The sequence below is a fragment of the Streptomyces sp. NRRL F-5630 genome (assembly GCF_000719475.1).
Lineage (GTDB): Bacteria > Actinomycetota > Actinomycetes > Streptomycetales > Streptomycetaceae > Streptomyces.
On record NZ_JOGO01000021.1, the window covers coordinates 50,032 to 75,801 of the forward strand.

Annotated in this window: 24 protein-coding genes, 1 pseudogene and 1 riboswitch; of the genes and pseudogenes, 7 read left to right on the plus strand and 18 right to left on the minus strand. The window is 74.2% G+C overall.

Annotated features, from left to right (window positions below; translation table 11 throughout):
* Nucleotides 1–95: 95 nt before the first annotated feature.
* The 8 genes from IF99_RS0113020 to ribD form a co-directional block, all read right to left on the minus strand.
* Complete coding sequence (locus IF99_RS0113020) at nt 96–542, minus strand: PH domain-containing protein (RefSeq protein WP_030996597.1); 447 nt, start codon at nt 540–542, stop codon at nt 96–98.
* Between the two features lie 112 nt (nt 543–654).
* Nucleotides 655–1,503 carry an ATP phosphoribosyltransferase gene (hisG, locus tag IF99_RS0113025; RefSeq protein WP_030996598.1) on the minus strand — a complete coding sequence of 283 codons (849 nt, stop codon included), beginning with the start codon at nt 1,501–1,503 and terminating at the stop codon, nt 655–657.
* Between the two features lie 109 nt (nt 1,504–1,612).
* Entirely contained in the window at nt 1,613–1,885 is a 273-nt protein-coding gene (locus tag IF99_RS0113030) for a phosphoribosyl-ATP diphosphatase (RefSeq protein WP_008749003.1), read from the minus strand.
* A gap of 99 nt (nt 1,886–1,984) precedes the next feature.
* Nucleotides 1,985–2,470 (minus strand): 6,7-dimethyl-8-ribityllumazine synthase, encoded by a 486-nt coding sequence (gene ribH, locus IF99_RS0113035; protein ID WP_030996599.1) that lies wholly within the window; start codon nt 2,468–2,470, stop codon nt 1,985–1,987.
* A gap of 54 nt (nt 2,471–2,524) precedes the next feature.
* On the minus strand, nt 2,525–3,871 hold the full coding sequence (locus IF99_RS0113040; protein ID WP_030996600.1) for a bifunctional 3,4-dihydroxy-2-butanone-4-phosphate synthase/GTP cyclohydrolase II: 1,347 nt from the start codon (nt 3,869–3,871) through the stop codon (nt 2,525–2,527).
* The gene (locus tag IF99_RS0113045; protein WP_030996601.1) at nt 3,868–4,521 is read right to left on the minus strand and encodes a nicotinamide mononucleotide transporter family protein; all 654 of its coding nucleotides are present in this window, start codon (nt 4,519–4,521) and stop codon (nt 3,868–3,870) included. Before IF99_RS0113045 ends, IF99_RS0113040 begins: the two co-directional genes overlap by 4 nt.
* Nucleotides 4,521–5,141 (minus strand): riboflavin synthase, encoded by a 621-nt coding sequence (locus IF99_RS0113050; RefSeq protein ID WP_030996602.1) that lies wholly within the window; start codon nt 5,139–5,141, stop codon nt 4,521–4,523. Before IF99_RS0113050 ends, IF99_RS0113045 begins: the two co-directional genes overlap by 1 nt.
* Before the next feature lies 1 nt (nt 5,142).
* Nucleotides 5,143–6,237: a bifunctional diaminohydroxyphosphoribosylaminopyrimidine deaminase/5-amino-6-(5-phosphoribosylamino)uracil reductase RibD gene (gene ribD, locus IF99_RS0113055; RefSeq protein WP_030996603.1), complete on the minus strand. Its 1,095-nt coding sequence runs from the start codon at nt 6,235–6,237 to the stop codon at nt 5,143–5,145.
* Nucleotides 6,238–6,393: 156 nt separating this feature from the next.
* Nucleotides 6,394–6,524: riboswitch (FMN riboswitch) on the minus strand.
* A gap of 112 nt (nt 6,525–6,636) precedes the next feature.
* Between ribD and IF99_RS0113060 the strand changes: the two genes are divergently transcribed.
* The gene (locus tag IF99_RS0113060; protein ID WP_030996604.1) at nt 6,637–7,533 is read left to right on the plus strand and encodes an RNA polymerase sigma-70 factor; all 897 of its coding nucleotides are present in this window, start codon (nt 6,637–6,639) and stop codon (nt 7,531–7,533) included.
* Between the two features lie 161 nt (nt 7,534–7,694).
* Here IF99_RS0113060 and IF99_RS0113065 read toward each other — a convergent pair whose 3' ends face one another.
* Nucleotides 7,695–9,008 (minus strand): ROK family transcriptional regulator, encoded by a 1,314-nt coding sequence (locus tag IF99_RS0113065; RefSeq protein ID WP_037826852.1) that lies wholly within the window; start codon nt 9,006–9,008, stop codon nt 7,695–7,697.
* Between the two features lie 145 nt (nt 9,009–9,153).
* Between IF99_RS0113065 and IF99_RS0113070 the strand changes: the two genes are divergently transcribed.
* Nucleotides 9,154–10,347 (plus strand): MFS transporter, encoded by a 1,194-nt coding sequence (locus IF99_RS0113070; RefSeq protein ID WP_051703475.1) that lies wholly within the window; start codon nt 9,154–9,156, stop codon nt 10,345–10,347.
* Nucleotides 10,348–10,407: 60 nt separating this feature from the next.
* Here IF99_RS0113070 and IF99_RS0113075 read toward each other — a convergent pair whose 3' ends face one another.
* Nucleotides 10,408–10,872 (minus strand): acyl-CoA thioesterase, encoded by a 465-nt coding sequence (locus IF99_RS0113075; protein WP_030996607.1) that lies wholly within the window; start codon nt 10,870–10,872, stop codon nt 10,408–10,410.
* 287 nt (nt 10,873–11,159) lie between these two features.
* On the opposite strand from IF99_RS0113075, the gene IF99_RS0113080 reads away from it, so the two are divergent.
* Nucleotides 11,160–12,575 carry a uracil-xanthine permease family protein gene (locus IF99_RS0113080; protein ID WP_030996608.1) on the plus strand — a complete coding sequence of 472 codons (1,416 nt, stop codon included), beginning with the start codon at nt 11,160–11,162 and terminating at the stop codon, nt 12,573–12,575.
* A 234-nt stretch (nt 12,576–12,809) separates the two neighbouring features.
* Nucleotides 12,810–13,520: pseudogene (locus IF99_RS0113085) on the plus strand (DUF5995 family protein); the annotation flags it as partial.
* Nucleotides 13,521–13,665: 145 nt separating this feature from the next.
* On the opposite strand, the gene IF99_RS0113090 reads toward IF99_RS0113085, so the two are convergent.
* From IF99_RS0113090 to IF99_RS0113110, 5 genes are all read right to left on the minus strand, one after another.
* Nucleotides 13,666–15,357: a flavin monoamine oxidase family protein gene (locus IF99_RS0113090; RefSeq protein ID WP_030996610.1), complete on the minus strand. Its 1,692-nt coding sequence runs from the start codon at nt 15,355–15,357 to the stop codon at nt 13,666–13,668.
* Between the two features lie 30 nt (nt 15,358–15,387).
* The gene (locus tag IF99_RS0113095; RefSeq protein ID WP_030996611.1) at nt 15,388–16,224 is read right to left on the minus strand and encodes a carbon-nitrogen hydrolase family protein; all 837 of its coding nucleotides are present in this window, start codon (nt 16,222–16,224) and stop codon (nt 15,388–15,390) included.
* 71 nt (nt 16,225–16,295) lie between these two features.
* Nucleotides 16,296–17,219: a peptidoglycan recognition protein gene (locus tag IF99_RS0113100; protein ID WP_030996612.1), complete on the minus strand. Its 924-nt coding sequence runs from the start codon at nt 17,217–17,219 to the stop codon at nt 16,296–16,298.
* Between the two features lie 114 nt (nt 17,220–17,333).
* Nucleotides 17,334–17,771 (minus strand): Lrp/AsnC family transcriptional regulator, encoded by a 438-nt coding sequence (locus IF99_RS0113105; RefSeq protein ID WP_007829376.1) that lies wholly within the window; start codon nt 17,769–17,771, stop codon nt 17,334–17,336.
* A 10-nt stretch (nt 17,772–17,781) separates the two neighbouring features.
* Nucleotides 17,782–19,197 (minus strand): amino acid permease, encoded by a 1,416-nt coding sequence (locus IF99_RS0113110; protein ID WP_037826855.1) that lies wholly within the window; start codon nt 19,195–19,197, stop codon nt 17,782–17,784.
* 234 nt (nt 19,198–19,431) lie between these two features.
* Here IF99_RS0113110 and IF99_RS0113115 point away from each other — a divergent pair, with 234 nt between their 5' ends.
* Genes IF99_RS0113115 through IF99_RS0113125 form a run of 3 tightly spaced genes read left to right on the plus strand, consistent with a single transcriptional unit; the run spans nt 19,432 to nt 21,766 of the window.
* Nucleotides 19,432–20,808 (plus strand): PP2C family protein-serine/threonine phosphatase, encoded by a 1,377-nt coding sequence (locus IF99_RS0113115; protein ID WP_078655072.1) that lies wholly within the window; start codon nt 19,432–19,434, stop codon nt 20,806–20,808.
* Complete coding sequence (locus IF99_RS0113120) at nt 20,805–21,380, plus strand: STAS domain-containing protein (RefSeq protein ID WP_078655073.1); 576 nt, start codon at nt 20,805–20,807, stop codon at nt 21,378–21,380. Before IF99_RS0113115 ends, IF99_RS0113120 begins: the two co-directional genes overlap by 4 nt.
* The gene (locus IF99_RS0113125) at nt 21,380–21,766 is read left to right on the plus strand and encodes an ATP-binding protein (protein WP_030996616.1); all 387 of its coding nucleotides are present in this window, start codon (nt 21,380–21,382) and stop codon (nt 21,764–21,766) included. The genes IF99_RS0113120 and IF99_RS0113125 overlap by 1 nt, the downstream gene beginning before the upstream one ends.
* A 172-nt stretch (nt 21,767–21,938) precedes the next feature.
* On the opposite strand, the gene IF99_RS0113130 is transcribed toward IF99_RS0113125, so the two are convergent.
* The 3 genes from IF99_RS0113130 to rpe form a co-directional block, all read right to left on the minus strand.
* A complete protein-coding gene (locus IF99_RS0113130) occupies nt 21,939–23,381 on the minus strand; it encodes a GuaB1 family IMP dehydrogenase-related protein (RefSeq protein ID WP_030996617.1) in 1,443 nt (480 codons plus the stop codon).
* Between the two features lie 344 nt (nt 23,382–23,725).
* Entirely contained in the window at nt 23,726–24,766 is a 1,041-nt protein-coding gene (locus tag IF99_RS0113135) for a sugar-binding transcriptional regulator (RefSeq protein ID WP_030996618.1), read from the minus strand.
* A 286-nt stretch (nt 24,767–25,052) separates the two neighbouring features.
* The gene (rpe, locus tag IF99_RS0113140) at nt 25,053–25,739 is read right to left on the minus strand and encodes a ribulose-phosphate 3-epimerase (protein WP_030996619.1); all 687 of its coding nucleotides are present in this window, start codon (nt 25,737–25,739) and stop codon (nt 25,053–25,055) included.
* Between the last annotated feature and the right edge of the window lie 31 nt (nt 25,740–25,770).

Below are 25,770 nucleotides of genomic sequence, written 5' to 3' on the forward strand. Positions count from 1 at the left end.
TGCCGCCCTACCAGATTAATCACGATTCCGTCCTGACGGGCAGGCCCGGGGGCCCGGATCGCACCGGGCGGCCGCGGGGCGTGCGGTCGGGGCGTTCAGTCGTGTACGGGGGTGTGCGCGTCGACGAGCGCGCTGAGGGCCCTGGCGTCGGAGACGGCCTTCTCCCGGGCGAGACCGGGCTGGATGCCGAGGACGGGCAGGCTGGTGCCGTCGCTGAGGTCGAGGAAGGCCCAGGGGTCGCCGCCGCGCAGCGTCACCCGGACGATCTGCGCCCAGCCGAGGGTACGGCGGGTGGTGAGGTTCACGACGGTGACGCCCTCGGTGGTCGCGACGACCTTGGGCCGCGCGAGCAGGAAGCACACCCCGGCGAGCAGCACGGCGGTGAGCACGAAGCTCGCCGCCTCCCCGCCGCCGATCCCGAGCAGGCAGGCGATCGTCGTGATGACGACGAAGATCCCGATTCCGCACCCGATGAGGATGGCCCGGGTGAGGGAAGGACGGAAGGTCGCCGGGAGCGGGGGGAGGTCGGCGGGGGCGCTCATGCGGGGCACTCGTCTTTCGCGGAGGGACTGGCGCTGCGAGCATACGGCACCGGAAATCCAGCCCCCTGCGGCGTTCGAGGAGCGGGGCGCGGGGCGGAGCCCCACGCTCCGGTCACAGCCGGCAGGCGTGGATCGCCGTCGTCAGGATGGCGCGCGCGCCGAGCCCGTACAGGTCGTCCATCACCTGCTGGGCGCCCTTCGTCGGCACCATGGCCCGTACGGCGACCCAGCCCTCGTGGTGGAGCGGCGAGACGGTGGGCGACTCCAGGCCGGGGGTGAGCGCGACGGCCTGCTCCAGGTGCTCGACGCGGCAGTCGTAGTCCATCATCACGTAGCCGCGGGCGACGAGGACGCCCTGGAGGCGGCGCAGGAAGCGTTGCACGCGGGCGTCGTCGCTCTCCGCGCCGGTGCGGCGGATGACGACGGCCTCGGAGGTGAGGATCGGTTCGCCGATGACTTCGAGGCCCGCGTTGCGCAGCGACGTGCCCGTCTCGACGACGTCGGCGATGACCTGGGCGACGCCGAGTTCGATGGCGGTCTCGACGGCGCCGTCGAGGTGGACGACGGAGGCGTCGATCCCGGCCTCTTCGAGGTGCCTGGCGACGATGCCCTCGTAGGAGGTCGCGATGGTGAGCCCGGGGAAGTCCTCGGGGCCCTCGGCGGTGCCGGGACGGGTCGCGAAGCGGAAGGTGGAGCGGGCGAAGCCGAGCGGCAGGATCTCCTCGGCGTCGGCGCCCGAGTCGAGGAGGAGGTCGCGCCCGGTGATGCCGATGTCCAGCCGGCCCGCACTCACGTAGAGGGCGATGTCGCGGGGGCGCAGGTAGAAGAACTCGACCTCGTTGGCCGGGTCGACCAGGACGAGTTCCTTCTGCTCGGTGCGCTGGCGGTAGCCGGCCTCATGGAGCATCGCCGACGCAGGTCCGGCGAGGGAACCCTTGTTGGGCAGGGCGATGCGCAGCATGACGGTGACGTCCTTCTGTGGGTGACAAAGGGGTTGGGCCCGCGCCGGGCGGGCGCGCTTCGCGCGGGGGCGCGGGGGCCGTGCGGGGAAAGGGGAGCGTGGGCACGGCTCAGAGGTGCGCGTAGACCTCGTCGAGGGAGATGCCGCGCGCGACCATCATGACCTGCACGTGGTAGAGGAGTTGGGAGATCTCCTCGGCGGCGGCGTCCTTGCTCTCGTGCTCGGCGGCCATCCAGACCTCGGCGGCCTCCTCGACGACCTTCTTGCCGATGGCATGGACCCCCTTCTCCACCAGTTCGGCGGTGCGGGAGGTGGCCGGGTCGGCGTGCGCGGCCTTGTGCTGGAGCTCGGAGAACAGCTCTTCGAAGGTCTTCTGGGACATGGTTTCCTCACCATACGCGCCGCGGCGGCCCCGGAGCGAAGCCGGGGCCGCCGTCTCTCATCATGCGGACGCGTCCGCCCGTGCCGGGGGCGCGGGGGCTCAGCGCCAGGGCTCGACGACGCCGCGCAGCACCGTCGCGGTGGCGACGGCGGCGGTGACGGCCTCGTGGCCCTTGTCCTCGGTGGACCCGGGCAGGCCCGCGCGGTCGAGCGCCTGCTCCTCGGTGTCGACGGTGAGGACGCCGAAGCCGACGGGCACGCCGGTGTCGACGGCGACCTGCGTGAGGCCCTGGGTGACGCCCTGGCACACGTACTCGAAGTGCGGGGTGCCGCCGCGCAGCACGACGCCGAGTGCCACCACGGCGTCGTAGCCGCGCGCGGCCATCGCCTTGGCGGCGACGGGGAGTTCGAAGCTGCCGGGGACGCGGATCAGGGTCGGCTCGCTGATGCCGAGTTCGGCGAGGGCGCGCAGGGCGCCGTCCGTGAGGCCCTTCATGATCTGCTCGTGCCACTGCGAGGCGATGACGGCGACGCGGAGGTCGCCGCAGTTCTTGACGTTCAGCTCGGGTGCGCCTTTACCGCTCACGCGCTGCTCCTCGGTAGATGGGGTCCATGGGGTGTACGGGGTTCGGGTACCCGGTCACTGCTGGGCGCAGGTGGCCGGGGCCGGGTCGAGCCAGGGCAGGTCGTGGCCCATGCGGTCGCGCTTGGTGCGCAGGTAGCGGAGGTTGTACTCGCCGGCCTGGACGGGCATGGGTTCGCGGGCGAGGACGGAGAGGCCGTCGTGGGTGAGGGCCTCGCTCTTGTCCGGGTTGTTGGTGAGCAGCCGCAGCGAGCGGACGCCGAGGTCGGCGAGGATGCGCGCCCCCGCGCCGTAGTCGCGGGCGTCGGCGGGCAGGCCGAGTTCGAGGTTGGCGTCCAGGGTGTCGCGACCGCGCTCCTGGAGCTCGTAGGCGCGCAGCTTGGAGAGCAGCCCGATGCCGCGCCCCTCGTGGCCGCGCAGGTAGACGACGACGCCGCGGCCCTCCTCGGTGACGCGCCGCATGGAGGCTTCGAGCTGGGGGCCGCAGTCGCAGCGCAGCGAGCCGAAGACGTCCCCCGTGAGGCACTCGGAGTGGACGCGGACGAGGATGTTCTCGCCGTCGCCGATGTCCCCGTGGACGAGGGCCACGTGCTCGACGCCGTCGGCGCCGGAGCGGTAGCCGTACGCGGTGAAGTCGCCGTACGCGGTGGGCAGGCGCACCTCGGCCTCGCGGCGCACGGCGGGCCCGGCCTCCAGGGGCGCGGCCTCGACGGCGCGGCGGTAGGCGACGAGGTCCGCGATCGAGATGATGCTCAGGCCGTGCTTACGGGCGAAGGGGACGAGTTCGGGCAGGCGCAGCATGACGCCGTCCTCGCCCGCGATCTCGACGATGGCGCCCGCGGGGCGCAGTCCGGCGAGACGGGCGAGGTCGACGGCGGCCTCGGTGTGGCCGTTGCGCGCGAGGACACCGCCGGGGCGGGCGCGCAGCGGGAAGACGTGCCCGGGGCGCACGAAGTCGTCGGGCTCGCTGCTCGCGGTGGCGAGGAGGCGCAGGGTCGTGGCGCGGTCGGCGGCGGAGATGCCGGTGGTGACGCCGTGCTCGCGACTCGCGTCGACGGAGACGGTGAAGGCGGTGCCCATGGACTCGGTGTTGCGGCGCACCATCTGGGGCAGGTCGAGGCGGTCGAGTTCGGGGCCTTCGAGGGGGGCGCAGATGAGACCGCGGCACTCGCTCATCATGAAGGCGACGATCTCCGGGGTCGCCTTCTCGGCGGCGATCACGAGGTCGCCCTCGTTCTCGCGGTCCTCGTCGTCCACGACGACGACGGGGCGGCCCGCGGCGATGTCGGCGACGGCCCGGACGACGGGGTCCAGGGCGAGGGAGAGTTCCTCCTCGTGCGGCCAGGGGCCCTCGTGGGGGGTCCGGGGTGTGCTGCCGGGCGTGGGTTCGTGGCTGCCGCTCATGCGGGGGCTCCTTCCGGGGCGACTTCCGGGGCCGCGTTCGGGCGCGAGCGCAGCCACCAGTCGCGCAGGCCCCACAGGACGAGCGCGAGGTAGATCACGTAGACGAGGCCGGAGAAGGCGAGCCCGCTGGTGAAGGCGAGCGGGACGCCGACGACATCGACGAGCAGCCAGGCGGCCCAGAACTCGACGAGTCCCTTCGCCTGGGCGACCATCGCGGCCAGGGTGCCCACGAAGATGTAGGCGTCCGGCCAGGGGTTCCACGAGAGGCCGGGCACGGCGGCGAAGAGGCCGCCGACCGCGAGGGTGCCGAGCGCGGTGCCGCCGAGGAGCAGTCCGCGTTCGCGCCAGGTGGCGAAGCGCACGGCGAGGCTGCCGTCCTGCGCGGCTCTGCTGCCCCTGGTCCACTGCCGCCAGCCCCACAGGGCGACGACGATGACGAGGAGTTGTTTGCCGACGCCTCCGCTGAGGTGCGCGGAGAGGTAGGCGGCGACGAGGACGACACCGGAGAGGAACTGGGCGGGCCAGGTCCACACCGAGCGGCGCCAGCCGAGGGCGAGGGCGAGCAGCCCGATCGTGTTGCCGACCGCGTCGGACCAGATGACGTGCTGTCCGAAGACGGTGAACGCCTCGGTGTTGAGCTGGTCGAACATCACCCCTCCTGTGCGGGCTGTTCGGGGGCCGTCCCGTACCGGAGCATCCGCTCGACGTACTTCGCGAGGACGTCGACCTCCAGGTTGACGGGAGCGCCGGGCTGCTTGTGGCCGAGCGTGGTGAGGGCGAGCGTGGTCGGGATGAGGCTCACGCTGAAGGTGTCCTCGGTGACGTCCACGACGGTGAGGCTGATGCCGTCGACGGTGATGGAGCCCTTCTCCACGACGTAGCGCGCGAGGTCGCCCGGCAGGGACACGGTGACGAGTTCCCAGTGCGCGGAGGGCTCGCGGCGCAGGATCGTGCCGGTGCCGTCGACGTGGCCCTGGACGATGTGGCCGCCGAGGCGACCGCCGACCGGGGTGGGGCGTTCGAGGTTGACGCGGGAGCCGGGGGCGAGGGCGCCGAGGCTGGAGCGCTTGAGTGTCTCGGCCATGACGTCGGCGGTGAACTCGGCGCCCTCGTGCTCGACGACGGTGAGACAGACGCCGTTGACGGCGATGGAGTCGCCGTGGCGGGCACCCTCGGTGACGACGGGGCCGCGCAGCCGGAAGCGGGAGGCGTCGGCGAGTTCCTCGACCGCGACGACCTCACCCAGTTCTTCGACGATTCCGGTGAACACTTCAGCGCTCCTTGGGTGCGGTGGTGGGGACGGCGGTGATCCGCAGGTCGGGTCCGAGCCGCGTGGTCTCGCGCACGTCGAGCCGCAACGCGGCGGTGAGGGTGGCAATTCCCGCTTCGGTGAGGGCCGCGGGCCCGGCGCCGAGCAGGACGGGGGCGAGGTAGCCGACGACGCGGTCGGTGTACCCGGCGGCGACGAAGGAGCCGGCGAGGCGGGCGCCGCCCTCCAGGAGGACGCCGCGCACGTCGCGGGCGTACAGCGCGGCGAGGAGGGCGGTGAGATCCAGCCCGCCGTGCGCGGCGCGCGGCAGGCGCAGCAGTTCGGCGTCGTGCGCGGGGGCCGGGGCGTCCTCGGCGAGGGCGACGAGGGTCGGGGCGGCGGCGTCGAGGACGCGTGCCCCGTTCCGTACCGCCGTGCCCTCGGTGTCGAGGACGACGCGCAGCGGCTGGGGCGCCCCGGGAACGCCGCGGACGGCGAGGTGGGGGTCGTCGGTGCGGGCGGTGCCGGAGCCGACGAGGACGGCGTCGCACGTGGCGCGCAGGCGGTGGACGTCGGCGCGGGCCTCGGGCGAGGTGATCCAGCGGCTCGTGCCGTCCCGCGCGGCGATGCGGCCGTCGAGGCTCGCGGCGTACTTCCAGGTGACGTGCGGGCGGCCGAGGCGGGCCGCGGTGAGCCAGGCGGCGTTGACGTCGGCGGCCTCGGCCTCCAGGAGTCCGTGCTCGACGTCGACGCCCGCGGCCCGGAGGGTGTCGGCGCCGCCGGTGGCCTGGGCCGTGGGGTCGGCGACCGCGTAGACGACGCGGCGGACACCGGCCGCGATCAGGGCGCGGGAGCAGGGCCCCGTACGCCCGGTGTGGTCGCAGGGTTCGAGGGTGACGAGCGCGGTGCCGCCCCTGGCCCGCTCCCCCGCCGCGCGCAGCGCGTGGATCTCCGCGTGGGGGCCGCCCGCGCGCTGGTGCCACCCGCCTCCGGCGACCTCGCCGGAGGCGTCGAGCACGACGCAGCCGACGACGGGGTTGGGGCGGGTGCGGCCGAGGCCGCGGGCGGCGAGGGCGATCGCCTCGCACATGGCGGCGGTTTCGGCTGCGGTGGCCACCGGGTCCTCCTGCCTCTCGGGCACGGACTCCGGGGCGCTGTCGCGAGGACAGGCTTGGTACGGACGCACACGGACGCGGGGAGCGCCGGACGCGGACCGGGCGACGCCGAAAGACGACGGCCCGGCCTACGGCGGCGCACTGCTGCGTGCGACCCGCCGCGCACTGCCTCCCATCCGGACTTTCACCGTCGGTCCAGGAGTTCCACCTGGTCAACCGCTCACTGGAAGCGAGCGGGTCGCGGACTGTTACCGCCGGTTCGGAATTACACCGACCCCGGAGTGCGCTGTTGCTGGTACGCGCACCAGTGTGCCACGCCGGGAAGGGGGGCGCGGGGTGGGATGACTCACAGCGAGGGCGGGATGACGCGACGCGAGGGCGCGCGGTGGCACGCTGAGCGCGTGATCACGGATTCTGTACGGGAGTTCGAGACGGAGCGGCCGCGGTTGTTCGGGCTCGCCTACCGGATGCTGGGGTCGGCGCAGGAGGCCGAGGACGTGGTGCAGGAGGCGTACCTGCGCTGGGCGGGCACCGACCGGGCGGCGGTGCGTACGCCCGCGGCCTGGCTCACCACGACGGTGACGCGCCTGTGCCTGACGGTCCTCGACTCGGCGCGGGCGCGGCGGGAGCGGTACGTGGGTCCGTGGCTGCCGGAACCTGTGCTGACCTCGGGCGGGGCGCTCGGGCCGATGGAGAGCTCGGAACAGCGCGAGGAGGTGTCCTCGGCGCTGCTGCTCCTGCTCGAACGGCTGAGCCCTCCGGAGCGCGCGGTGTACGTGCTGCGCCACGCCTTCGGGTACGGGCACCGCGAGATCGCCGGCATGCTCGGGCTCTCCGAGCCGGGCGCCCGCCAGCACCTGCGGCGCGCGCGGGCGCGGCTCGCGGAGGAACGGGCCAGGTACGCGGTGGAGAGCGAGCGGCAGCGGGCCCTCGTGGAGACGTTCCTCGCCGCCTCGCGCGCGGGCGACGTGCGGGAACTGGTGTCGCTGCTCGCCGAGGAAGTGAGCTGGTGGTCGGACGGTGGCGGCAGGGTGTCCGCGGCCCGGAAGATCGTCGTGGGCCGCGAGCGGGTGACGGGGCTGCTCCGGAAGGCGCTGGAGAAGGGGCTCGTGGGCGCGGAGTTCCGGCCCGCGGAGATCAACGGGGAGGCGGCGCTGGTGATCTTCGCGGACGGACGGCTCGCCGGGGTCGTGCAGATCTCGGGCGGGGCCGAGGGGATCACGCAGATCCGGGCGGTGCTGAACCCGGAGAAACTCACTTATCTGGCCGGGCAGTTGGGAGCGGAGGGGGTGGGCTGACGGGCGGCCGGGAGGAGCCGGCCGCCTCGCGCGGCAGGGGTCCGGGGCAGCACCCCCTGCCCGCCGCGCCCGAAGTCGGGGGCAGCGCCCTGCCCGTCGAGCCGGAGATCGGGGACGACGCCTGCCCGCCGCGCCACGGACCGCCCCCCTCCCCCACGGCCTCACCCCCCGAACAGCTCCTCCTGCGCGTGGTCCAGCGCCATCAGCAGCGCTCCGCGCAGGACCGCTCCGCCCCCCAGCGCCGTCGGGCGCACCTCCGTGGCCAGCGGGGTGAGGTGGGCGAGGCGGGACGCGACGCGGGCGGCCAGGACCGTGCCGCCCGCGCGGCCCGTCTCCCCGCCGAGGAGGACGCAGCCGGGGTCGAGGACCGCGACGACGGAGGCGACGCCGAGGACCACCTGGTCCGCGAGGGCGTCGAGGAAGGCGTCCGCCCGCGCCCGTACCGCCGCCGTCGGCGCCTCCGCCTCCCGGACCGCGCGCCGCACGAGCGCCGCCGCGGGGGGCTCGTGCGGGGCGGCACCGGCCACGAGGCCGTGCCGCGCGGCGAGTTCCTCGACTGCCGCCGAGGAGGCGAGGGAGTGGTAGCCGCCCTCACAGCTGTCCCGACCGGGCAGCACCCGCGTGCCCGGGACGGGCAGGAAACCGATCTCGCCCGTCCCTCCCGAGGCGCCCCGGCGTAGCGCGCCGTCGAGGACGACCGCCGCGCCGACGCCGTGGCCGAGCCAGAGGAGGACGAAGGTGTCGCGGTCGCGGGCGGCGCCCGCGCGCAGTTCGGCGACGGCGGCGAGGTTGGTCTCGTTCTCGACGAGGACAGTGCCCGCGAGGCGCTCCCGCAGGACGGGCACGAGCGCCCGGTGCCAGGGCGGCAGCCCCGTGCTGTCGCGCAGCTCCCCCGTGCCCGGCGTGACGAGCCCGGGCGCCCCGACCCCCACAGCACGCAGTTCGGGCACCCCCGCGCGGGCCGCCGTGTCGGCGAGGAGATCCACCGCGCGGGCGACGGCCGCCTCGGTGCTCGCGGCGGGATCGACGGGCGCGGAGGACTCGGCGAGCGTCGCGCCGAGGAGGTCGGTGACGAGGACGGAGACGCTGTGGGTGCGCACGTCGAGCCCCGCGAGGTGGGCGCGGTCCGCGACGATCCCGTAGATCCGCGCGTTGGGACCGCGCCTGCGCTGCTCCGAGGCCCCGACGACCTCGATGAGCCCGGCGGCCCCGAGCCGTTCCACGAGGTCGGCGACGCTCGGGCGGGAGAGGCCGGTGAGTTCCTTGAGGCGCGCGGCGGTGAGCGGGCCGTGCTCCTGGAGGAGGCGCAGCGCGAGCCGGTCGTTGATGGCGCGGGCCGTACTCGGTGAGGCGGGCGCGGGGTGCGCCGCCGTGCCGGGCCGGGCGGGCGTGTCCGGTACGGAACCGGCGTGTTCCTGGGGTGGTGAGGCGGTCACGGGCTGGGCCCCCTTCCCTCGCGGGTCGGTCCGCATCATAATCATCCACTATCAGGAAGGCTTCCTGATAGTTTCACGTGGCTTCATACGTCGCGATGTCACACAGCCGTCCGCAGCAGCGGCGCGGTGCTGCGGGAGGGACCACATGAGCGAGACGGCGGGAGAACGGGCCGCGGGTGCCGCCATGGCGGCGTCCGTGGGCGCGGGCGCGGTCCCGGCGGGCGGCTTCGACCGGGGGACGGTGCGGCGGGCGCGCTGGGCCATCGCCGCGATCTTCTGCGTGCACGGGAGCGTGACGGGCTCCTTCGCGACCCGCGTGCCGTGGATCAAGGACCACGCGGACATCGGGGCCGGTCAGCTCGGTCTCGCGCTCGCCTTCCCCGCCCTCGGCGCGGCGCTCGCCATGCCGCTCGCGAGCCGGATCAGCCACCGGCTGGGCTCGCGGACCGCGCTGCGGCTCCTGCTCGCCGGGTGGACGCTCGCGCTCGTCCTGCCCTCGCTCGCGCCGAACCTCGCCGTCCTGTGCCTCGCGCTCTTCGTGTACGGGGCCTGCTCGGGCATGTCGGACGTCGCGATGAACGCGCTCGGCGTCGAGACGGAGAACCGCTGGGGCAAGTCGATCATGTCGGGGCTGCACGGCATGTGGAGCACGGGCGCGCTGCTCGGCTCGGCGGCGGGCACGCTCGCCGCGCACCTGGGCGCGGACGCGCGGCTGCACCACCTCGTGACGGCGCTCGTACTGACAGCGGCCGGGCTCGTGCTGTGCAGGTGGGTCCTCGATCTGCGCAGCGAGGCGGACGAGCCGGCCCCGCCGCGCTTCGCGCTGCCGCCGCGTTCGGCGCTGCTCATCGGCGCGATCGGCTTCTGCGCCGTCTTCGCCGAAGGGGCCAGCCTGGACTGGTCGGCGGTCTTCCTGCACGGCGAACTCGACACCTCGGCGGGTGTCGCCGCCGCGTCCACGACGGCGTTCACCGCCACGATGGCGCTCGCCCGCTTCGCCGGGGACGGGCTCGTGGACCGCTTCGGCGCGAAGCGTGTGGTGCGGGCGGGCGGCCTGATGGCGACGGCGGGTGGTCTGCTCGTGGTCCTCGCGGGAAACCCCGTGGCGGCGATGGGCGGCTTCGCGCTCCTGGGCCTCGGCATCGCGGTCGTGGTGCCGCTGTGCTTCGCCGCCGCCGGGCGCAGCGGCCCCAACCCGAGCCAGGCGATCGCGGGCGTCGCCACGATCACGTACACCGCTGGGCTCATCGCTCCCTCCGCGATCGGCGTGGTCGCCGACGCGACGAGCCTGATCGGCTCCTTCGTCCTGGTGACGGTCCTCGCCTTCGGCCTCGTGGCGGGCGCGAACGTCCTGCGCGGTGCGGGCCGCGAGGACTGAGGAGACAGCGGTGCGGGGGGGCACGGCTCACGCCGCGAACCGCCCCCGCCCCTCAGCCGCTCACGCCACCCGCAGCAGCCCGCGCGCCTTCGCGCGGAAGTCCTCGCTCCACGGGCGGGGGCGCAGCGTGTCGGGGTCGAGACGGACGAGGACGCGGTGGCCACGGGCGTAGGTGACGGTGCCGTCCGCCGAGCAGTAGCGGAAGCCGTAGGTGAGCCCGGTCGTGCCGAGGCGGTCGAGCCACAGGTGGACGGCGTACTCGCCGGTGAGGGTGACGGGGTGCTCGTAGCCGATGGTGAACTCGCGGACGGCGTTGCAGGCGTCCGCCGCCTCGTGCCAGTCGCCGCGGTAGGCGAGGCCGTGCGTGCGCCAGTACGCCGTCCAGGCCCGTTCGACGAGGAGCGGATAGCGGCCGTTGTGGAGCAGGCCGAGCGCGTCGAGGTCGTCGAAGTGCACGTACGAGGGGACGAGCACCCCGTACGGAGGGGGGCCGGTTTCGGCCGGGGCGGGGGCTGCGAGCGACATGCGGGGAGCCTGTTCTGCCAGGGAATCGAACGCTCCATCGTAGGCGGCGCCCGGAGGCCCACCACCAGGGGGTTTGCCAGGCCGTACGCCTCCGCGCGGCCGTCCTTCCACCGCTTTGCGAGACCTCCCCCACCCCCCGCCGCCCTCCGCGCCGCGTACCGTTCGTGGCGCGAAGCCACCCTTACCTGCCATTAACATGTGCCGGAATCCAGTACGGGAACATCCGTGCGGTCCGTCGCGTGTCCGGCTCGTGCACCGGCGGGGGCTGAGGCGAGGAGCGGAAACAGATGGACTTCGGCGTGCGCTGGAAGCTGCACGGGGACGGGCGTACCCCGGCTCCGGGTGCCGTGGTCCGGCCGGACGAACGGCTGAGCTGGCCGCGCACGATCGGGCTCGGCGCGCAGCACGTCGTCGCAATGTTCGGCGCGTCCTTCGTCGCCCCCGTGCTCATGGGCCTGGACCCGAACCTCGCGATCATGATGTCCGGCGTCTCGACGGCGATCTTCCTGCTCGCGACGCGCGGGAAGGTGCCGAGCTACCTCGGCTGCTCGCTCTCCTTCGTCGGCGTCGCCGCGGTCATCCGCGCGCAGGGCGGCTCCAGCGCGGTCGTCACGGGCGCGGTCCTCGCCGTCGGCGTGCTCCTCTTCCTCGTCGGGCTCGCGGTGCGGCACTTCGGGGCGCGGATCATCCACGCGGCGATGCCGCCGGTGGTGACGGGCGCGGTCGTGATGCTCATCGGCTTCAACCTGGCCCCCGTCACGGCCTCCACCTACTGGCCGCAGGACCAGTGGGTCGCGCTGCTCACGATGCTCTTCACGGGGCTCGCGGTCGTGTGCCTGCGCGGCTTCTGGTCCCGGATCGCGATCTTCCTCGGACTCGTCTTCGGGTACGTGGTCTCCTGGGGCTTCGACCGGGTCTTCGGCCGCATCCACTCGGCGGACGGCAGTGGCAGGACCGTCGACCACTGGCGGCTGAACCTGGACGCGGTGGGCAAGGCCGACTGGATCGGGCTGCCCGACTTCCACGGCCCGCACTTCCAGTGGTCGGCGATCCTCGTCGCGCTGCCGGTCGTGATCGCGCTCATCGCGGAGAACGCGGGGCACGTCAAGGCGGTCGGCGAGATGACGGGCGAGAACCTGGACGGAAAGCTCGGCACGGCGATCTCGGCGGACGGCTTCGGCTCGATGCTCTCCACCGCCGTGGGCGGACCGCCGAACACGACGTACTCCGAGAACATCGGCGTCATGGCGGCGACGCGCGTCTACTCGACGGCGGCGTACTGGGCGGCGGCCGGCTTCGCGCTCCTCTTCGGCCTGTGCCCCAAGTTCGGCGCGGTCGTCGCGGCGGTCCCCGGCGGGGTGCTCGGCGGAATCACCGTGATCCTGTACGGCATGATCGGGCTGCTCGGCGCGCAGATCTGGCTCAGCGCCAAGGTCGACCTGCGCAATCCGCTCAACCTCGTGCCGACGGCGGCGGGCATCATCATCGGCGTCGGCGGTGTCTCGCTGAAGATCACGGACAACTTCGAGCTCAGCGGCATCGCGCTCGGCACGCTCGTCGTCATCACGGGCTACCACGCGCTGCGGGCCCTCGCCCCCGCCCACCTCAAGACGCAGGAGCCGCTGCTCGATGCGGGGACCTCGTCGTACGACACGTCGAGGACGGGCGACGAGCGGCCTGCGGAGTCCCGCGAGGGCGAGTAGCACGGGCGGGGCGCACGGCCCCGCACGGGATGCTCGTACGCCCCGCGAAGAGGCCGCCCCGCGTAGGGCGGCTTTTCCGTACCGCGACCCGTGCGGCACCGCTTCCGTACCGCCCGGTGCCCCGCCCCTCCCGCGCGCAGGGGTCCTCCGCCCCCGGCCCCCCGTGTCCCCCGATGCGGGGACGGGTCCGGCACGGCGCCACGCGCGCCGGGCGAGGGCTGGGAGCCTGCTCCCATGGGCCCTTCGCAGCAGCCGACCGACGTGCTCAGCGGCGCCGTGCGCCGCGTCGACGACGGGGTGGACGGTGTCCTCGCCCGGATACGGCGGCTCGGTGCGAGGTGGCCGGAGCGGGACGGCGTCGCGGTCTTCCACCGGGTCTACACCCGCGTCACCCGAGAGGTCGGGCGCCTCGTGGACCAAGGAGGCTTCCCCGACCGGCGGGCCGCCGTGACCCTCGACGTGCTCTTCGCGGAGCGGTACCTGCACGCCGTCGAGACCTTCGAGCGGGGCGGACGTGCTCCCGCCTGCTGGCAAGCGCTCCTGCACGCCCGCGACCGGCGCGGGGTGCGTCCCGTGCAGTTCGCGCTGTGCGGCGTCAACGCGCACATCGGGCACGATCTCGCGCTCGCCGTCGTGGACACCTGCCATGTGCTCGCCTGCGCTCCGGAGGACCTTCGCGACGAGTTCGACCAGGTCGGTGACCTGCTCACAGCGCTGGAGGAACGCGTGCGCGAGGACCTCATGCCGGGTCCCGACCTCCTCGAACTCGCCGAGCCGCTCACGCACCTGGCGGGCGCCTGGAGCATCGAGCGGGCGCGGCGGGCGGCGTGGGCGGCGGCGCGGGCGCTCTGGGCGGTGCGGGGTCTGCCGGCGGTGGCGGAAGAGCTGCGGGAGCGGCTGGACACGGGGGTGGGGCGGGTGGGACGGCTGCTCGTGACCCCTCTCGCGCCGGCGGCTCTCCTGCCGGGGGCACGAGCGGGGGGCGGGCCCGGGGCGGAGGGACGCCGCTCGCCGGTGTGCCCGGGACGACGCCGCTGCCCCGGCCCCACTCCCCCGCTTCCCCCGCTCCGGCGGTGGACCCCCTGCCGCCTCAGTCCTCCGGCAGTTCCACCGGGGCCAGTTCGTCGAAGCGGTCGCCCGGGCCCGGGTTCGTCGGGTCCGTCGCGCCGCCGAGGTGGTGCATGACACCCCACACCGCGTTGAGCGCCGTCTGCACGGCGCCCTCCGCCCAGCCCGCCGTCCAGGAGATGTCGTCGCCCGCGAGGAAGAGGCCGCGGCGGTCGGCGGGCAGGTGCTCCTGCGCGAAGTGCGTGAACAGGCGGCGCTGATAGCGGTAGTGGCCGGGCAGGTTCGCCTTGAAGGCGCCCATGAAGTACGGCTCGTCCTCCCAGGAGACCGTCACCGGGTCGCCGATGATGTGCCGCCGGATGTCCACGTTCGGGTAGATCTCGCCGAGCGACTTCAGCATGACCTCCATGCGCGCGTGGGCGCTCAGCGGCAGCCACTTGAGGCTGTCGTCGCACCACGTGTACGAGAGGCAGATCGCGGCCGGACGGTCGGGGCCGTGGTCGAGCAGGTAGGTGCCGCGCGTCATGCGGTCGGTGAGCGTCATCGACATGACGTCGCGCCCCGTCACCGGGTCCTTGTCCTTCCAGAACGGGCGGTCCACGGGCACGAAGAGCTTGCTGGACTCCATGTAGTGGGTGCGCTCGATCGCCGTCCAGTGGTCGATCGGGAAGAGGTCGTCGTCGCAGGCGATCTGCGAGAGCAGCATCCAGGACTGCGCGGTGAAGACGGCGGCCCGGTACGTGCGGATGCGGCCGTCCGCGTCGGTCACGGTGACGCGGTTGCCCGCCGTGCGGTGCAGCCGGGTGACGGCGGGGCGCGGCGTCCCGTCGTGCAGCGAGGAGAGCGAGGTGCCGCGCGGCCAGTGGACGAGCTTGTCCGGCTCGCGCTCCCACAGCCGCAGCGGAAGCTGCTGGCTGCCGCCCTTGATGCCCCGGTGGTGGTCGTCGGCCTCGGTGTAGACGACGCGGAGGATCTCCAGGATCGAGTTGGGGAAGTCGGTGTCCCAGCCGCCCGTGCCGAAGCCGACCTGCCCGAAGATCTCGCGGTGCCGGAAGGACGCGAAGGCCGGGGACTGGCAGAGGAAGCCGTAGAAGGTCTGATCGTCCAGCTCGCGCACGAGCCGCCCCCACAGCTCGCGGACGCGCGGGAGGTCGCGGGTGCGCAGCGCCTCGTTCATCGCGGTGTAGTCGGCGCCGTCCTCCAGGCATCGGCGCCATGCCTCGGCGACGTCGCGGTAGACCTGCGGCAGGTCCTCGATGGTGCGCGCGTAGTGCGACTCGCCCTTGAGGTCGACGACGGTGGACGGTGTGACCGGCGCGAGGGGGTTCGGGAAGTCCTCGGTCTCCAGGCCGACGAGGTCGATGTAGTGCTGGAGCGCGGTGGAGGAGGGCGGGAAGCGCATCGCGCCGAGTTCGGCGGTGAGCCCGGGGTCGCAGCCGTCGAAGCCGACGGTGCGCAGACGGCCGCCGAGCTGGTCGGCCTCGTACACGACGGGGCGCAGGCCCATCTTCATCAGCTCGTAGGCGGTGACGAGCCCGGAGAGTCCGCCGCCGATGACGGCGACCTCGGTGCCGTGCTCGGTGGCGGGGACCTGGCCGAGCCCGGCGGGGTGCGCGAGGTGCTCGTCGTAGGGGAAGGGGAAGTCCGGGCCGCACATCGTGATGGGCGGGCGCGCGTCGCCGCCGGGCACGGCGGTGGGCACGGTGGAGGTCATGCGGGGGCTCCCAGAGGTGGTGCGAGCGGGTCAGCGGTACAGATCTGTGCGCCGGTCGGCGAGGTACGGATTGGCGGCGCGCGAGGCGGCGAGGAGGGCCGGATCGGCTTCGGCGAGCAGCAGTTCGGGCCCCGCCCCGGCACGCGCCGGAGCGCTCCCGTCGGGCGCGGCGAGGCAGCTGAGCCCCACGAAGTCGAAGTCGCCCTCGGGCCCGGTGCGGTTCACATAGGCCACGTACAGCTGGCTCTCGAAGGCGCGCACGGGCACGAGGGAGCGGGCGACGAAGTCGTACGGGGCGAGCAGCGCGGTCGGCACGAGGAGCACCTCGGTCCCGGCATCGGCGTGCGCCCGCACGTTCTCCGGGAACTCGACGTCGTAGCAGATGAGCACCCCGAGCCTGACGCCGCGCAGTTCCGCCCGCACGACAGCGCGGTCGCCCGCCGTGAAGACGGCCCGCTCGTACGGGCCGTAGAGGTGGGTCTTGCGGTACGCGGCGAGCGGGGCACCGTCCGGGCCGACGAGGAGCGCGGAGTTGTACGTGGCCGATCCGGCGCGCTCCGGGTAGCCGGCGAGGACCGCGAGGCCGTGGCGGCGGGCGAGGGCGCCCAGTTCGGCCTCCGCCTCGGCCCGGTCGAGGGCGAGCGCGGCGAGCGGCGGGACGGGGGCGGCCCCGGGGCCGGCGGGTGCCTCGGGCGCGTACCCGCTCAGGAACAGCTCGGGCGCGACGAGGAGGTGCGCCCCGGACGCCGCCGCGCGGGCCGCGAGCGCGTCGAGCGCGTCGAGGTTGGCGCGGACGTCGCCGGGGGTGCCCGAGGACTGGGCGAGCGCCAGGCGCAGCGGCGGCGCGGGCGGGACGGAAGGAGACATGCGGGGCCTTGCGGACACGCCCTAGACGCTACGGGCGCCGGACCTGGCGCAACAAGACACCGTCGCTGCCGTCATCGCGGCGGGATCTTGCGTCTGCGGGCGCCTGAGCGGCGATTCGTTGCGCCGGGCTCCCGGCGGGGTTCCATCGGGGGCCCGGGTACACCGTCCTGCCCCCGGTCCGCGGTCGCCGGGCTCCGCGAGGCACGCCGCGCAGCGAGGAGCTTCGCCTTGCCCTGGAGTTCGGCGGCGGCCCGCCGGAACTCCGGGAGCAGGTCCATGAGCGCCTGCCCGGGACAGTCCGTCTCGTACGCCTCGATGTGGCCGAGGACGGTGGGGAGGTTGACGGAGGTGTCCTTCGGGAAGCGGGAATCGCTGTTGGTGGAGACGAGTTGCGTGCGGGCCGAGGGGCTGATCTCGGTGAGGCCGAGCTTCCAGGCGATGATCCGCTCGATGGAGCGGCGCATGGGCGCGGGCACCGGGGTCCCCGCGGTGTACGTGCCGATCGCGGCGATCCCGGTCGTGCCCTTGTTGAGGCCGACCGTGTGGGCGCCGACGACGGGCCTGTCGACGCCGCCGAGACGGCCCTCGAAGATCGTGCCGCAGCGGTCGACGAGGAAGTTGTAGCCGATGTCGCCCCAGCCGCGCGCGGTCGCGTGGGCCCGGTAGATGTCGCGGACGAAGGAGGCGCTGTCGGCGCAGGAGTAGCCGTTGGGCGTGTCGGTGTGATGGATGACGACGGCGCGCACCGCGTCGGCGTACTGCGGCTTCTGGTCGAGCAGGTGCGGATCGGCGCCCCACCGGGCGCGGGTCACGAAGCGCGGGCGCAGCGCCGCTGCGGCCGGGGGCGGGGTGCTCGCGGCCTTCTCGCTCCCGGTCTCGCGGTGGCCGCCACCGCCGCTGTCGAAGGCCCCGGACAGCGCGAGACCCAGCACGACGGCTGCCGCCACGAGGACCGCGGCGGCGGCGACAAGAGCGGAACGAAGCTTCGTGATCATCTCCCGACCACCTTGCGCGCCCGTATCCGCTCAGGCGCGCATTAATGGTCCGAGAGTGAACAAAACCCCCCGAAAAGAGGCCGGGAAAGGGGGCGCGGCCGAGGCCGGAGCTGCTCAGCCCGCCCGGCGCAGCAGCGGGGAGAGGACGAGCACGGACTTCGTCCGCTCGACGAAGGGCTCCCCCGCGATCCGCTCCAGCACCCGCTCGAAGTGCTCCATGTCCGCGGCGAAGACCTGCACGACGGCGTCGGCCTCACCGGTCACCGTCGAGGCCGAGACCACCTCGGCATAGCCTTCGAGGCCCTTGCGGATCATCTCGGGCGTCGTCTGCCGTCGGCAGTACAGCTCGATGAGCCCCTCGGTGCGCCGCCCCCGTACGGCGGGATCGACGCGGACCGTGAAGCCCTGGATCGCGCCGCTCGCCCGCAAGCGGTCGACGCGGCGTTTGACGGCGGGGGCCGAGAGCCCCACGCGCTGCCCGATGTCGGCGTAGCTGCGCCGCGCGTCCGAGGTCAGCTCCCGCACAATCCGTTCGTCGAGTTCGTCGAGCACCGCGCTTCGTTCACTTCTTCTCGGGGGGCGTGTCCGTGGCGAGCCGGGAGTGCCGGACGCCGTACCCGAAGTAGACCACGAGCCCCACCAGCATCCAGCAGCCGAAGACGAGCCAGGTCACGGGCGACAGGCTGGTCATGAGCCACAGGCAGAGCCCGAGCCCGACGGCGGGCAGGAGGGGCGAGAGGGGGACCCGGAAGGTGCGCCGCATCCCCGGCCTGATCCGGCGCAGCACGACGACGGCGACGTTGACGAGCCCGAAGGCGAAGAGCGTCCCGATGCTCGTGGCGTCGGCGAGCTGCCCGAGCGGGACGACGGCGGCGAGCAGCCCGCAGAAGGCGGCGACGAGCAGGGTGCACGCGCGCGGGGAGCCGCTCGCGGCGTGGACACGCGAGAAGACGCGGGGAATCAGCCCGTCACGGGACATCGCGAACAGGATGCGCGTCTGCCCGTAGAGCACCGTGAGGACGACGGAGGCGATGGCGACGACGGCGCCCAGCGAGAGCAGGACGGGCCACACGTCCTGCCCCGTGAGGTCGCGCGTGATCCCCGCGAGGCTCGCCTCCGAGCCCGCGAACTCGCGCCAGGGCCGCGCCCCCACCGCGACGAGCGCCACGAGCACGTACAGCGCCGTGACGAGCCCGAGCGAGAGGATGATCGCGCGCGGCAGGTCGCGCCGCGCGTCGCGCGCCTCCTCGCCCGCCGTCGACGCGGCGTCGAAGCCGATGTACGAGAAGAAGAGCGTGCCGGCCGCCGCGCTGATCCCGCTCACGCCGTAGGGGGCGAAGTCGGCGAAGTGCGCCGCGCGGAAGCCCGTGACGCCGATGCCGCAGAAGAGCAGGAGCGCGGCGATCTTGACGCACACCATGACGGTGTTGGCGCGCGCCGACTCGCGGGCGCCGCCGAGGAGGAAGGCGAGGGCGAGGAGGACGACGGCGAGGGCGGCGACGTTGACGACGCCGCCGTCACCCGGAGGGGCGGAGAGCGCGGCGGGGAGCGTGACGCCGAAGGTGCCGTCGAGGAACTCGTTGACGTACTGGCCCCAGCCGACCGCGACGGCGGCGACCGAGACCCCGTACTCCAGGATCAGGCACCAGCCGCAGACCCAGGCGACCAGCTCCCCGAGCGTCGCGTAGGCGTACGTGTACGAGGACCCGGCGACGGGGATGGCCCCGGCGAGTTCCGCGTAGCTCAGCGCGGAGAAGAGCGCCGTGAACCCGGCGAGGACGAACGAGACGACGACGGCGGGCCCGGCCTTGGGCACCGCCTCGCCGAGCACGACGAAGATGCCGGTGCCGAGCGTCGCGCCGACGCTGATCATGGTGAGCTGCCACAGGCCGAGCGAGCGGCGCAGGCCGCTGTCGTCCCCGCCGAGCCGGTCGACGGGCGTGCGGCGGGCCAGGGCGGCGGCTTCGGGCAGGGGCACGGGGGGCTCTCCTCGGGTGGGACGCGGGCGCACGCGCGCGGGGGGACGGTGACACAGCTCGTGCCCCACCCGTGCCCCCTCCTCGCGGGCGCACGCGCGCAGGGGGACGGTACGGGGCCGGGGGCGGCTCGCCGCCGAAGGCGCTCCGTGGCCCTTGGAAGGTGGGAGCATGGAGGCGAAGGCGCGGGGTAGGCCGCTGACGCGGGTCTGTGCTCGTGAAGGGGAGTGGACAGGGTGAGCGAGAAGGTGAGCGAGACGAGCGGCGGCGAGCAGCACACGACCGGGACCCGCGCGGGGGTGCCCGCCTCGCGGCGCCCCGCCCCGGGGCCGCGCTCCACGCACCGCTCGCTGCCGGATCTGGAGGACGCCCTGCGGCTGCTCGCCCAGGAATGGCGCCTGCCCGTGGAACTGCGCGGGAGGCTCACCCAGTCGGTCGCCGCGCTCGCCGGGCCGCCGCTGCGCGAGGGCCACAGCGTGACGCTCGCGGCGCGGCGCGGGGCGAGCGAGCTGACCGTCGAGCTGCGGCCCGCCGCGCTCGCCCCCGACGAGGCCCCGGCGCTGCCGCCCGAGGTGGCGGGGCACGGGGCGCGCTGGCGCCTCGACCGCCCCTGCGAGGACGGCGCCCGCGAGGACGGTGCCCGCCGGGAGGACGGCCGCGGGAGCGACGGCCGCGGGCAGGGCATCCGCGGGGAGGACCGCCGCGCCCACGACGGCAGCGCCGGAGAGGCGGCCGGGGACGACGCGCGCGAGCTGCTCGCCGAGGAGCTGCGCGAGGCGCGGGCGCGGATCGCCGAGCTGGCCGACGACCGGCAGCGGCTCACGCAGGAGCTGGCCGAGACGAACAGCGGCGTCCTCGCCCTCTACGTACAGCTGGAGGAGCGCGACGAGCAGTTGCGCCGGGCGCACGGGCAGACGCTGCGCGAGCTGGAGGACGCGCTGCGCCCCCCGCCGGTCGACGTCCCCGGGCTGGAGATGGCGATCCACTACGCGCCCGCCGGCACGGACGCGCCGACCGGGGGCGACCTCTACGACTGGTTCCGGCTCCCGGACGGCACCGTGCACATCACGGTCGTGGACGCGCTCGGGCACGGTGTGACGAGTACCCGCAGCGCGCTCAACGTGACGCACGCGGTGCGCACCCTCGCCCTGGAGGGCCACCCCCTCGGCCAGATCGTGGCCCGTACCGACGAGATCCTGCTCCCCTTCGACCGCGAGCTGATGGCGACGGTGCAGCTCGTGCGGATCGACCCCGTGACCGGCGTCGTGCGCATCGCGAACGGCAGCCACCCGCCCGCGCTCGTGGCGCGGTCGAGCGGCGCGACGGAGTACCTGGAAGTGCGGGGCAGGGGCATCGGCTACCCGCTGCCGGGCAGCGAGCGGGTGCGCGAGGACGCGCTCGGGCCCGGCGACCTGCTCGTCCTCTACACGGACGGGCTCACCGAGTCGCGCCGCGACCCCCGCGACGGCGAGCGCCGCCTGGCCCTGGCCGCCGCACGGCACCGGGGGCTGCCGACCGAGGAAGTCCCCGGCGCGCTCGCCGCCGAGATGCATACGGTGATCCTGCACCCCGACGACACCCTCGCTTTGACCGTCCGGAGGACCGGCGCATGAACGCCCCCCACGTCAGCAGCCAGCCGGTGCCCGACGCGCCCGGCCACATCGGCCCACGACGCGAACCCGCGCCCCCCGCCGAAGCGCCCTACGCCCCGGCGGCCTCCGCCGAAGTGCCCTCCGCCCCAACGCTCTACGCCCCGGCGCCCTCCGCCGAAGCGCCCAACACCCCGGCGGCCTCCGCCCCAGCGGCCTCCGCCCCGGCGGCCTCCGCGCCAGCGCCCTCCGCCGCAGCGCCTTACGCCGAGGGCACCGCGCGCCTGCGGGTCGCGCTGAGCGAGCAGCCCGAGCGGGTGCTCGTCCAGATCGACGGGGTGCTCGACTACGAGACCGAGAGCCGCCTGCGCGGCGCGCTCGACGGGGTCCCCGCGCGGCCGGGACGGCGGTTCGTGCTCGACCTCTCGCGCGTCGGCTACCTCGACTCGGGCGGGATCGGCGCCCTGCTCGCGATACGCCGGGGCGTGCTCTCCGGCGGTGGTGAACTCGCCGTCACGGAGGTCTCCCCGATGGTCGAGCGACTGCTGCGGATGACCGGTCTGGACGAAGTGCTGCTCCCAGGGGCCGGTTGCTGATGCCCACCACGCCACGCCTGCTCGTCCTGGAGGGCCCGCACGTGAGCAGCGCGGCGGCCAGGGAGGCCGCGAGCGGATTCGTCGCCGGGGTGTGCCCGTGGGCGGACCACGAGGCGGTCGTCCTGGTCGTCGCCGAACTCGTGGCGAACGCTTCGCGCCACACCGAGGGCCCCTGGCGCCTGTCGCTCTGGGCGTACCACGGCGAACTGCGGGTCGGCGTGGAGGACACGAGCAGCGCACCGCCCGTCCCGCGCGCCCCCGACCTCGCGGGCGGCGGCGGCTTCGGCTGGCACCTGGTGCAGAAACTGGCGGGCGGCGTGAGCGTCCTGCCGCTCCCCGGAGGCAAGCGCGTGGAGGCCCGTTGGCGGCGCGGGGACGCCGGGTAGGCGTAGGCGCCGGTCCGGCGCCGGGGCGACCCCCACCACGTCGGCGGGGCGACCCCCGCCACGGAGAGCGGGGCAGCCCCCAACCTCCCGCCATGAGAGCGGGGTGGGCCCGTCACGAGAGCGGGGCGGCCCCCCGTCACAAGAGCCGCCCCGTCCCCGTACTCCCCCGGTCTCAGTTCCAGCTGGAGTGGAGCGGCTGGCCCTCCGCGTAACCGGCCGCGCTCTGGATGCCGACGACGGCCCGCTCGGAGAACTCCGCGAGGCTGGCCGCGCCCGCGTAGGTGAAGGCGGAGCGGACCCCGGCGATGATCGAGTCGATGAGGTCCTCGACGCCGGGGCGTGCCGGGTCGAGGAACATCCGCGAGGTCGAGATGCCCTCCTCGAAGAGCGCCTTGCGGGCGCGGTCGTAGGCGGACTCCTCCGAGGTGCGGTTGCGCACGGCGCGGGCGGAGGCCATGCCGAAGGACTCCTTGTACAGGCGCCCGTCGGCGGCCTGCTGGAGGTCGCCCGGGGACTCGTACGTACCGGCGAACCAGGAGCCGATCATGACGTTGGAGGCACCGGCCGCGAGGGCCATGGCGACGTCGCGCGGGTGGCGCACACCGCCGTCGGCCCACACGTGGCGGCCGTACTTGGCGGCCTCGGCGGCGCATTCGAGCACGGCGGAGAACTGCGGACGGCCGACGCCCGTCGCCATCCGGGTCGTGCACATGGCCCCCGGGCCCACGCCGACCTTGATGATGTCGGCGCCGGCCTCGATCAGGTCGCGCACGCCCTCGGCGGCGACGATGTTGCCCGCGACGACCGGGACCTGCGGGTCCAGGGCGCGCACGGCGCGCAGCGCGGCGATCATCGACTCCTGGTGGCCGTGCGCGGTGTCCACGACGAGCGTGTCGATCCCGGCGTCGAGGAGCTGCTTGGCCTTGCCGGCGACGTCGCCGTTGATACCGACGGCGGCGGCGACGCGCAGCCGGCCCGAGGCGTCGGTGTTCGGCGTGTAGAGAGTGGCGCGCAGGGCGCCCGTGCGGGTGAGGATGCCGGTGAGGCGGCCCTCGGAGTCGACGGCGGGCGCGTACCGGCGGTTGGCGGCGTCGAGCGTGTGGAAGGCGTCGCGCGGGGCGATCGCGTCGTCCAGCAGGAGCAGGTCGCGGGACATGACCTCGGAGAGCTGCGTGAAGCGGTCCACACCGCTGAGGTCCTGGTCGGTGACGACGCCGACGGGGCGCCGCTCGCCGTCCACGACGACCCCGGCGTTGTGCGCGCGCTTGGGCAGCAACGACAGGGCCTCGCCCACCGTCTGGTGGGGTTCGAGGACGATCGGCGTGTCCAGGACGAGGTGGCGCCGCTTGACCCAGGAGGTGACGTCGGCGACGACCTCGATCGGGATGTCCTGCGGGATGACGGTGAGGCCGCCGCGCCGGGCGACGGTCTCGGCCATGCGGCGGCCCGCGATCGCGGTCATGTTCGCGACGACGAGGGGGATGGTCGTGCCGGTGCCGTCGGGGGACGTGAGGTCCACGGCCATCCGGGAGCCGACCGCCGAACGGCGCGGCACCATGAAGACGTCGTCGTACGTGAGGTCGTGGCTCGGCCCGAGGTCGTTGAGGAATCGCATTCTGGCTCTCTCACCTGCTGTTCGTCCGCTGCCGACAGTGGTCGGCGGGGTGGGGAGTATGCGCAGTGCGTGGTGGCCGGGCAATGGCTCCTCTGCCCATTCTCCCTGATCAGAGGGGGCACTGACCAATGCCGGTCACCGAATGTGGAGCTTTCCCCGAAGGCGGGGGCGGTATGCGGACGGCGACCTGGTGGCTTCCTACGAGCGACGGCGGAACCGCCACTACGGGCCGATGGTGCCGTGCGGGTGGGGCGCCGCACCCGCACGGCGGGTCCCCCGCACCGTACGCGCGAAGCCGGTCCCCCAGGGGCGACCGGCTTCGCTGCCGCGAGGGCGCGGGGCCCTCACTCGTCCGGGTCCGCCCGGTCGAGTGCCGGGCGGGGCTGCTCGCCCGCCGTGAGGAGGTAGTCGGCGGCGGCCGTGTCCGTGACGAGGCTCGTGACGAGCCCCGAGCGCAGGACCGCGTCGATCGCCGCCGCCTTGCGGTGCCCGCCCGCGATCGCGACGACCTCGGGGATGCGCCGCAACCGCTCCGGCTCGACGGTGATGCACCGCTCGCCCAGGTCACGGCCCACGCGGCGGCCCCGCGCGTCGAAGAGGTGCGCGGACATCTCCGCGGCGACGCCGAGCGAGGCGTAGTGGCGCCGCTCCTCCTCGCCCAGCATGTCGTGCACGGTCGACACGCCCGGCTCCCAGGAGCCGATCGAGACGGCGGCGACGGTCACCTTGTCGAAGTAGTCGAAGGCGCGCGAGATGCCGGTCTGGCTGCGCAGCGCGGCGGCGGTCGCCGGGTCGGGCAGCAGCATCGGCGCGTAGATGGGGTGGGCCTCGCCGCCGGAGACCTGCGCGGCGCGCCGTACCGCCTCGACGGAGCCGCGTTCGGCGGTGCCCGCGTCGTAGACCCCGGTGAGCTGTACGACGGTGCACGGGGGCAGGGTGTGCAGGGCGGTCGCCATGTGGATGGTGGAGCGGCCCCAGGCGAGGCCGAGCACGTCGCCCTCGTGGACGAGTTCGCCGAGGAGGTCCGCGGCGACCTCGCCGAGGTTCTCCGGGTCGGGCGAGTCGTCGGCCTCGGCCGGTGACTCGACGACGACGGCGTGCCGCAGCCCGTAGCGGGCCCGCAGGGCGTCCGAGCGCTCGGCGTCGAGCTCGGCGGGGACGCGGATCTCGATGCGGACGAGATCCCGGTCAAGGGCGGTCTCCAGGACCCGGGCCACCTTGAAGCGGCTGACGCCGAACTCCTCGGCGATCTGGATCTTGGACTTGCCCTCCAGGTAGAAGCGGCGGGCCATGGCCGCCGCCTGGACCAGCTCTGCGGGTCCCATCCGCATGGCTGCCCGACCCGCCGACATCGCGGACACGGCGCTCTCCTCACTGCTGTACATACTCCGGACTCGCCGTTCATCCTCGCAGACGCGACGGTGCGTGCTCAGCCCCGCGGCGCCCGGTTCACGGAGCCGATGCCCAGTCGTATCCCGGTGTCCGCCCGGAACGGTCCCGGGCGGCTCCTTGTCTCCTCTGCGTCCGGAGCGCGGCCCGGACGCGGTGCCCGGGTGGCCCCGGACGTCGTGTCCGGCGTGCGGTCCCGGACGGCTCTCCTCTCGCGGTCCGGTCCCCGACCGGACCCTCTCGCGGCCGGTCCCCGTGCGCGGGGCCGGTGTCTCGCGCGGCTCAGGCCCCCGTGGCCCACTCCGTCCTCGCGTGCGCCGCCTCGGCCTGCCCGCGCAGGCCCCGTACCGCCTCGGCCGGGTCCTTCGCCCCGTACACGGCGGAGCCCGCGACGAAGACGTCGGCTCCGGCCTCGGCGCAGCGCTCGATGGTCTCGGCCGAGACCCCGCCGTCGACCTGCACCCACAGGTCGAGGCCGTGCTTGGCGACGAGCTGACGGGTGCGGCGGATCTTGGGCAGCATGATGTCGAGGAACGCCTGCCCGCCGAAGCCCGGCTCGACCGTCATGATCAGCAGCATGTCCAGCTCGGGGAGCAGGTCCTCGTACTGTTCCACCGGGGTGGCGGGCTTGAGCGCCATGGAGGCGCGGGCGCCCTTGGCGCGGATCTCCCGGGCGAGGCGGACCGGCGCGGCGGCGGCCTCGGCGTGGAAGGTGACCGAGCCCGCGCCCGCCTCGACGTAGACGGGGGCCCAGCGGTCGGGTTCCTCGATCATCAGGTGGCAGTCCAGCGGCGTGTCCGTGGCCTTCGCGAGCGCCTCGACGATCGGGGCGCCGAGGGTCAGGTTCGGGACGAAGTGATTGTCCATGACGTCCACGTGGAGCCAGTCCGCGCCCTCGACGGCCTCGGCCTCCTCGGCGAGGCGCGCGAAGTCCGCGGACAGGATGCTGGGGTTGATCTGCACGGCCATGGCCCAAGCCTGCCATGGTTTCGTGCCGTGG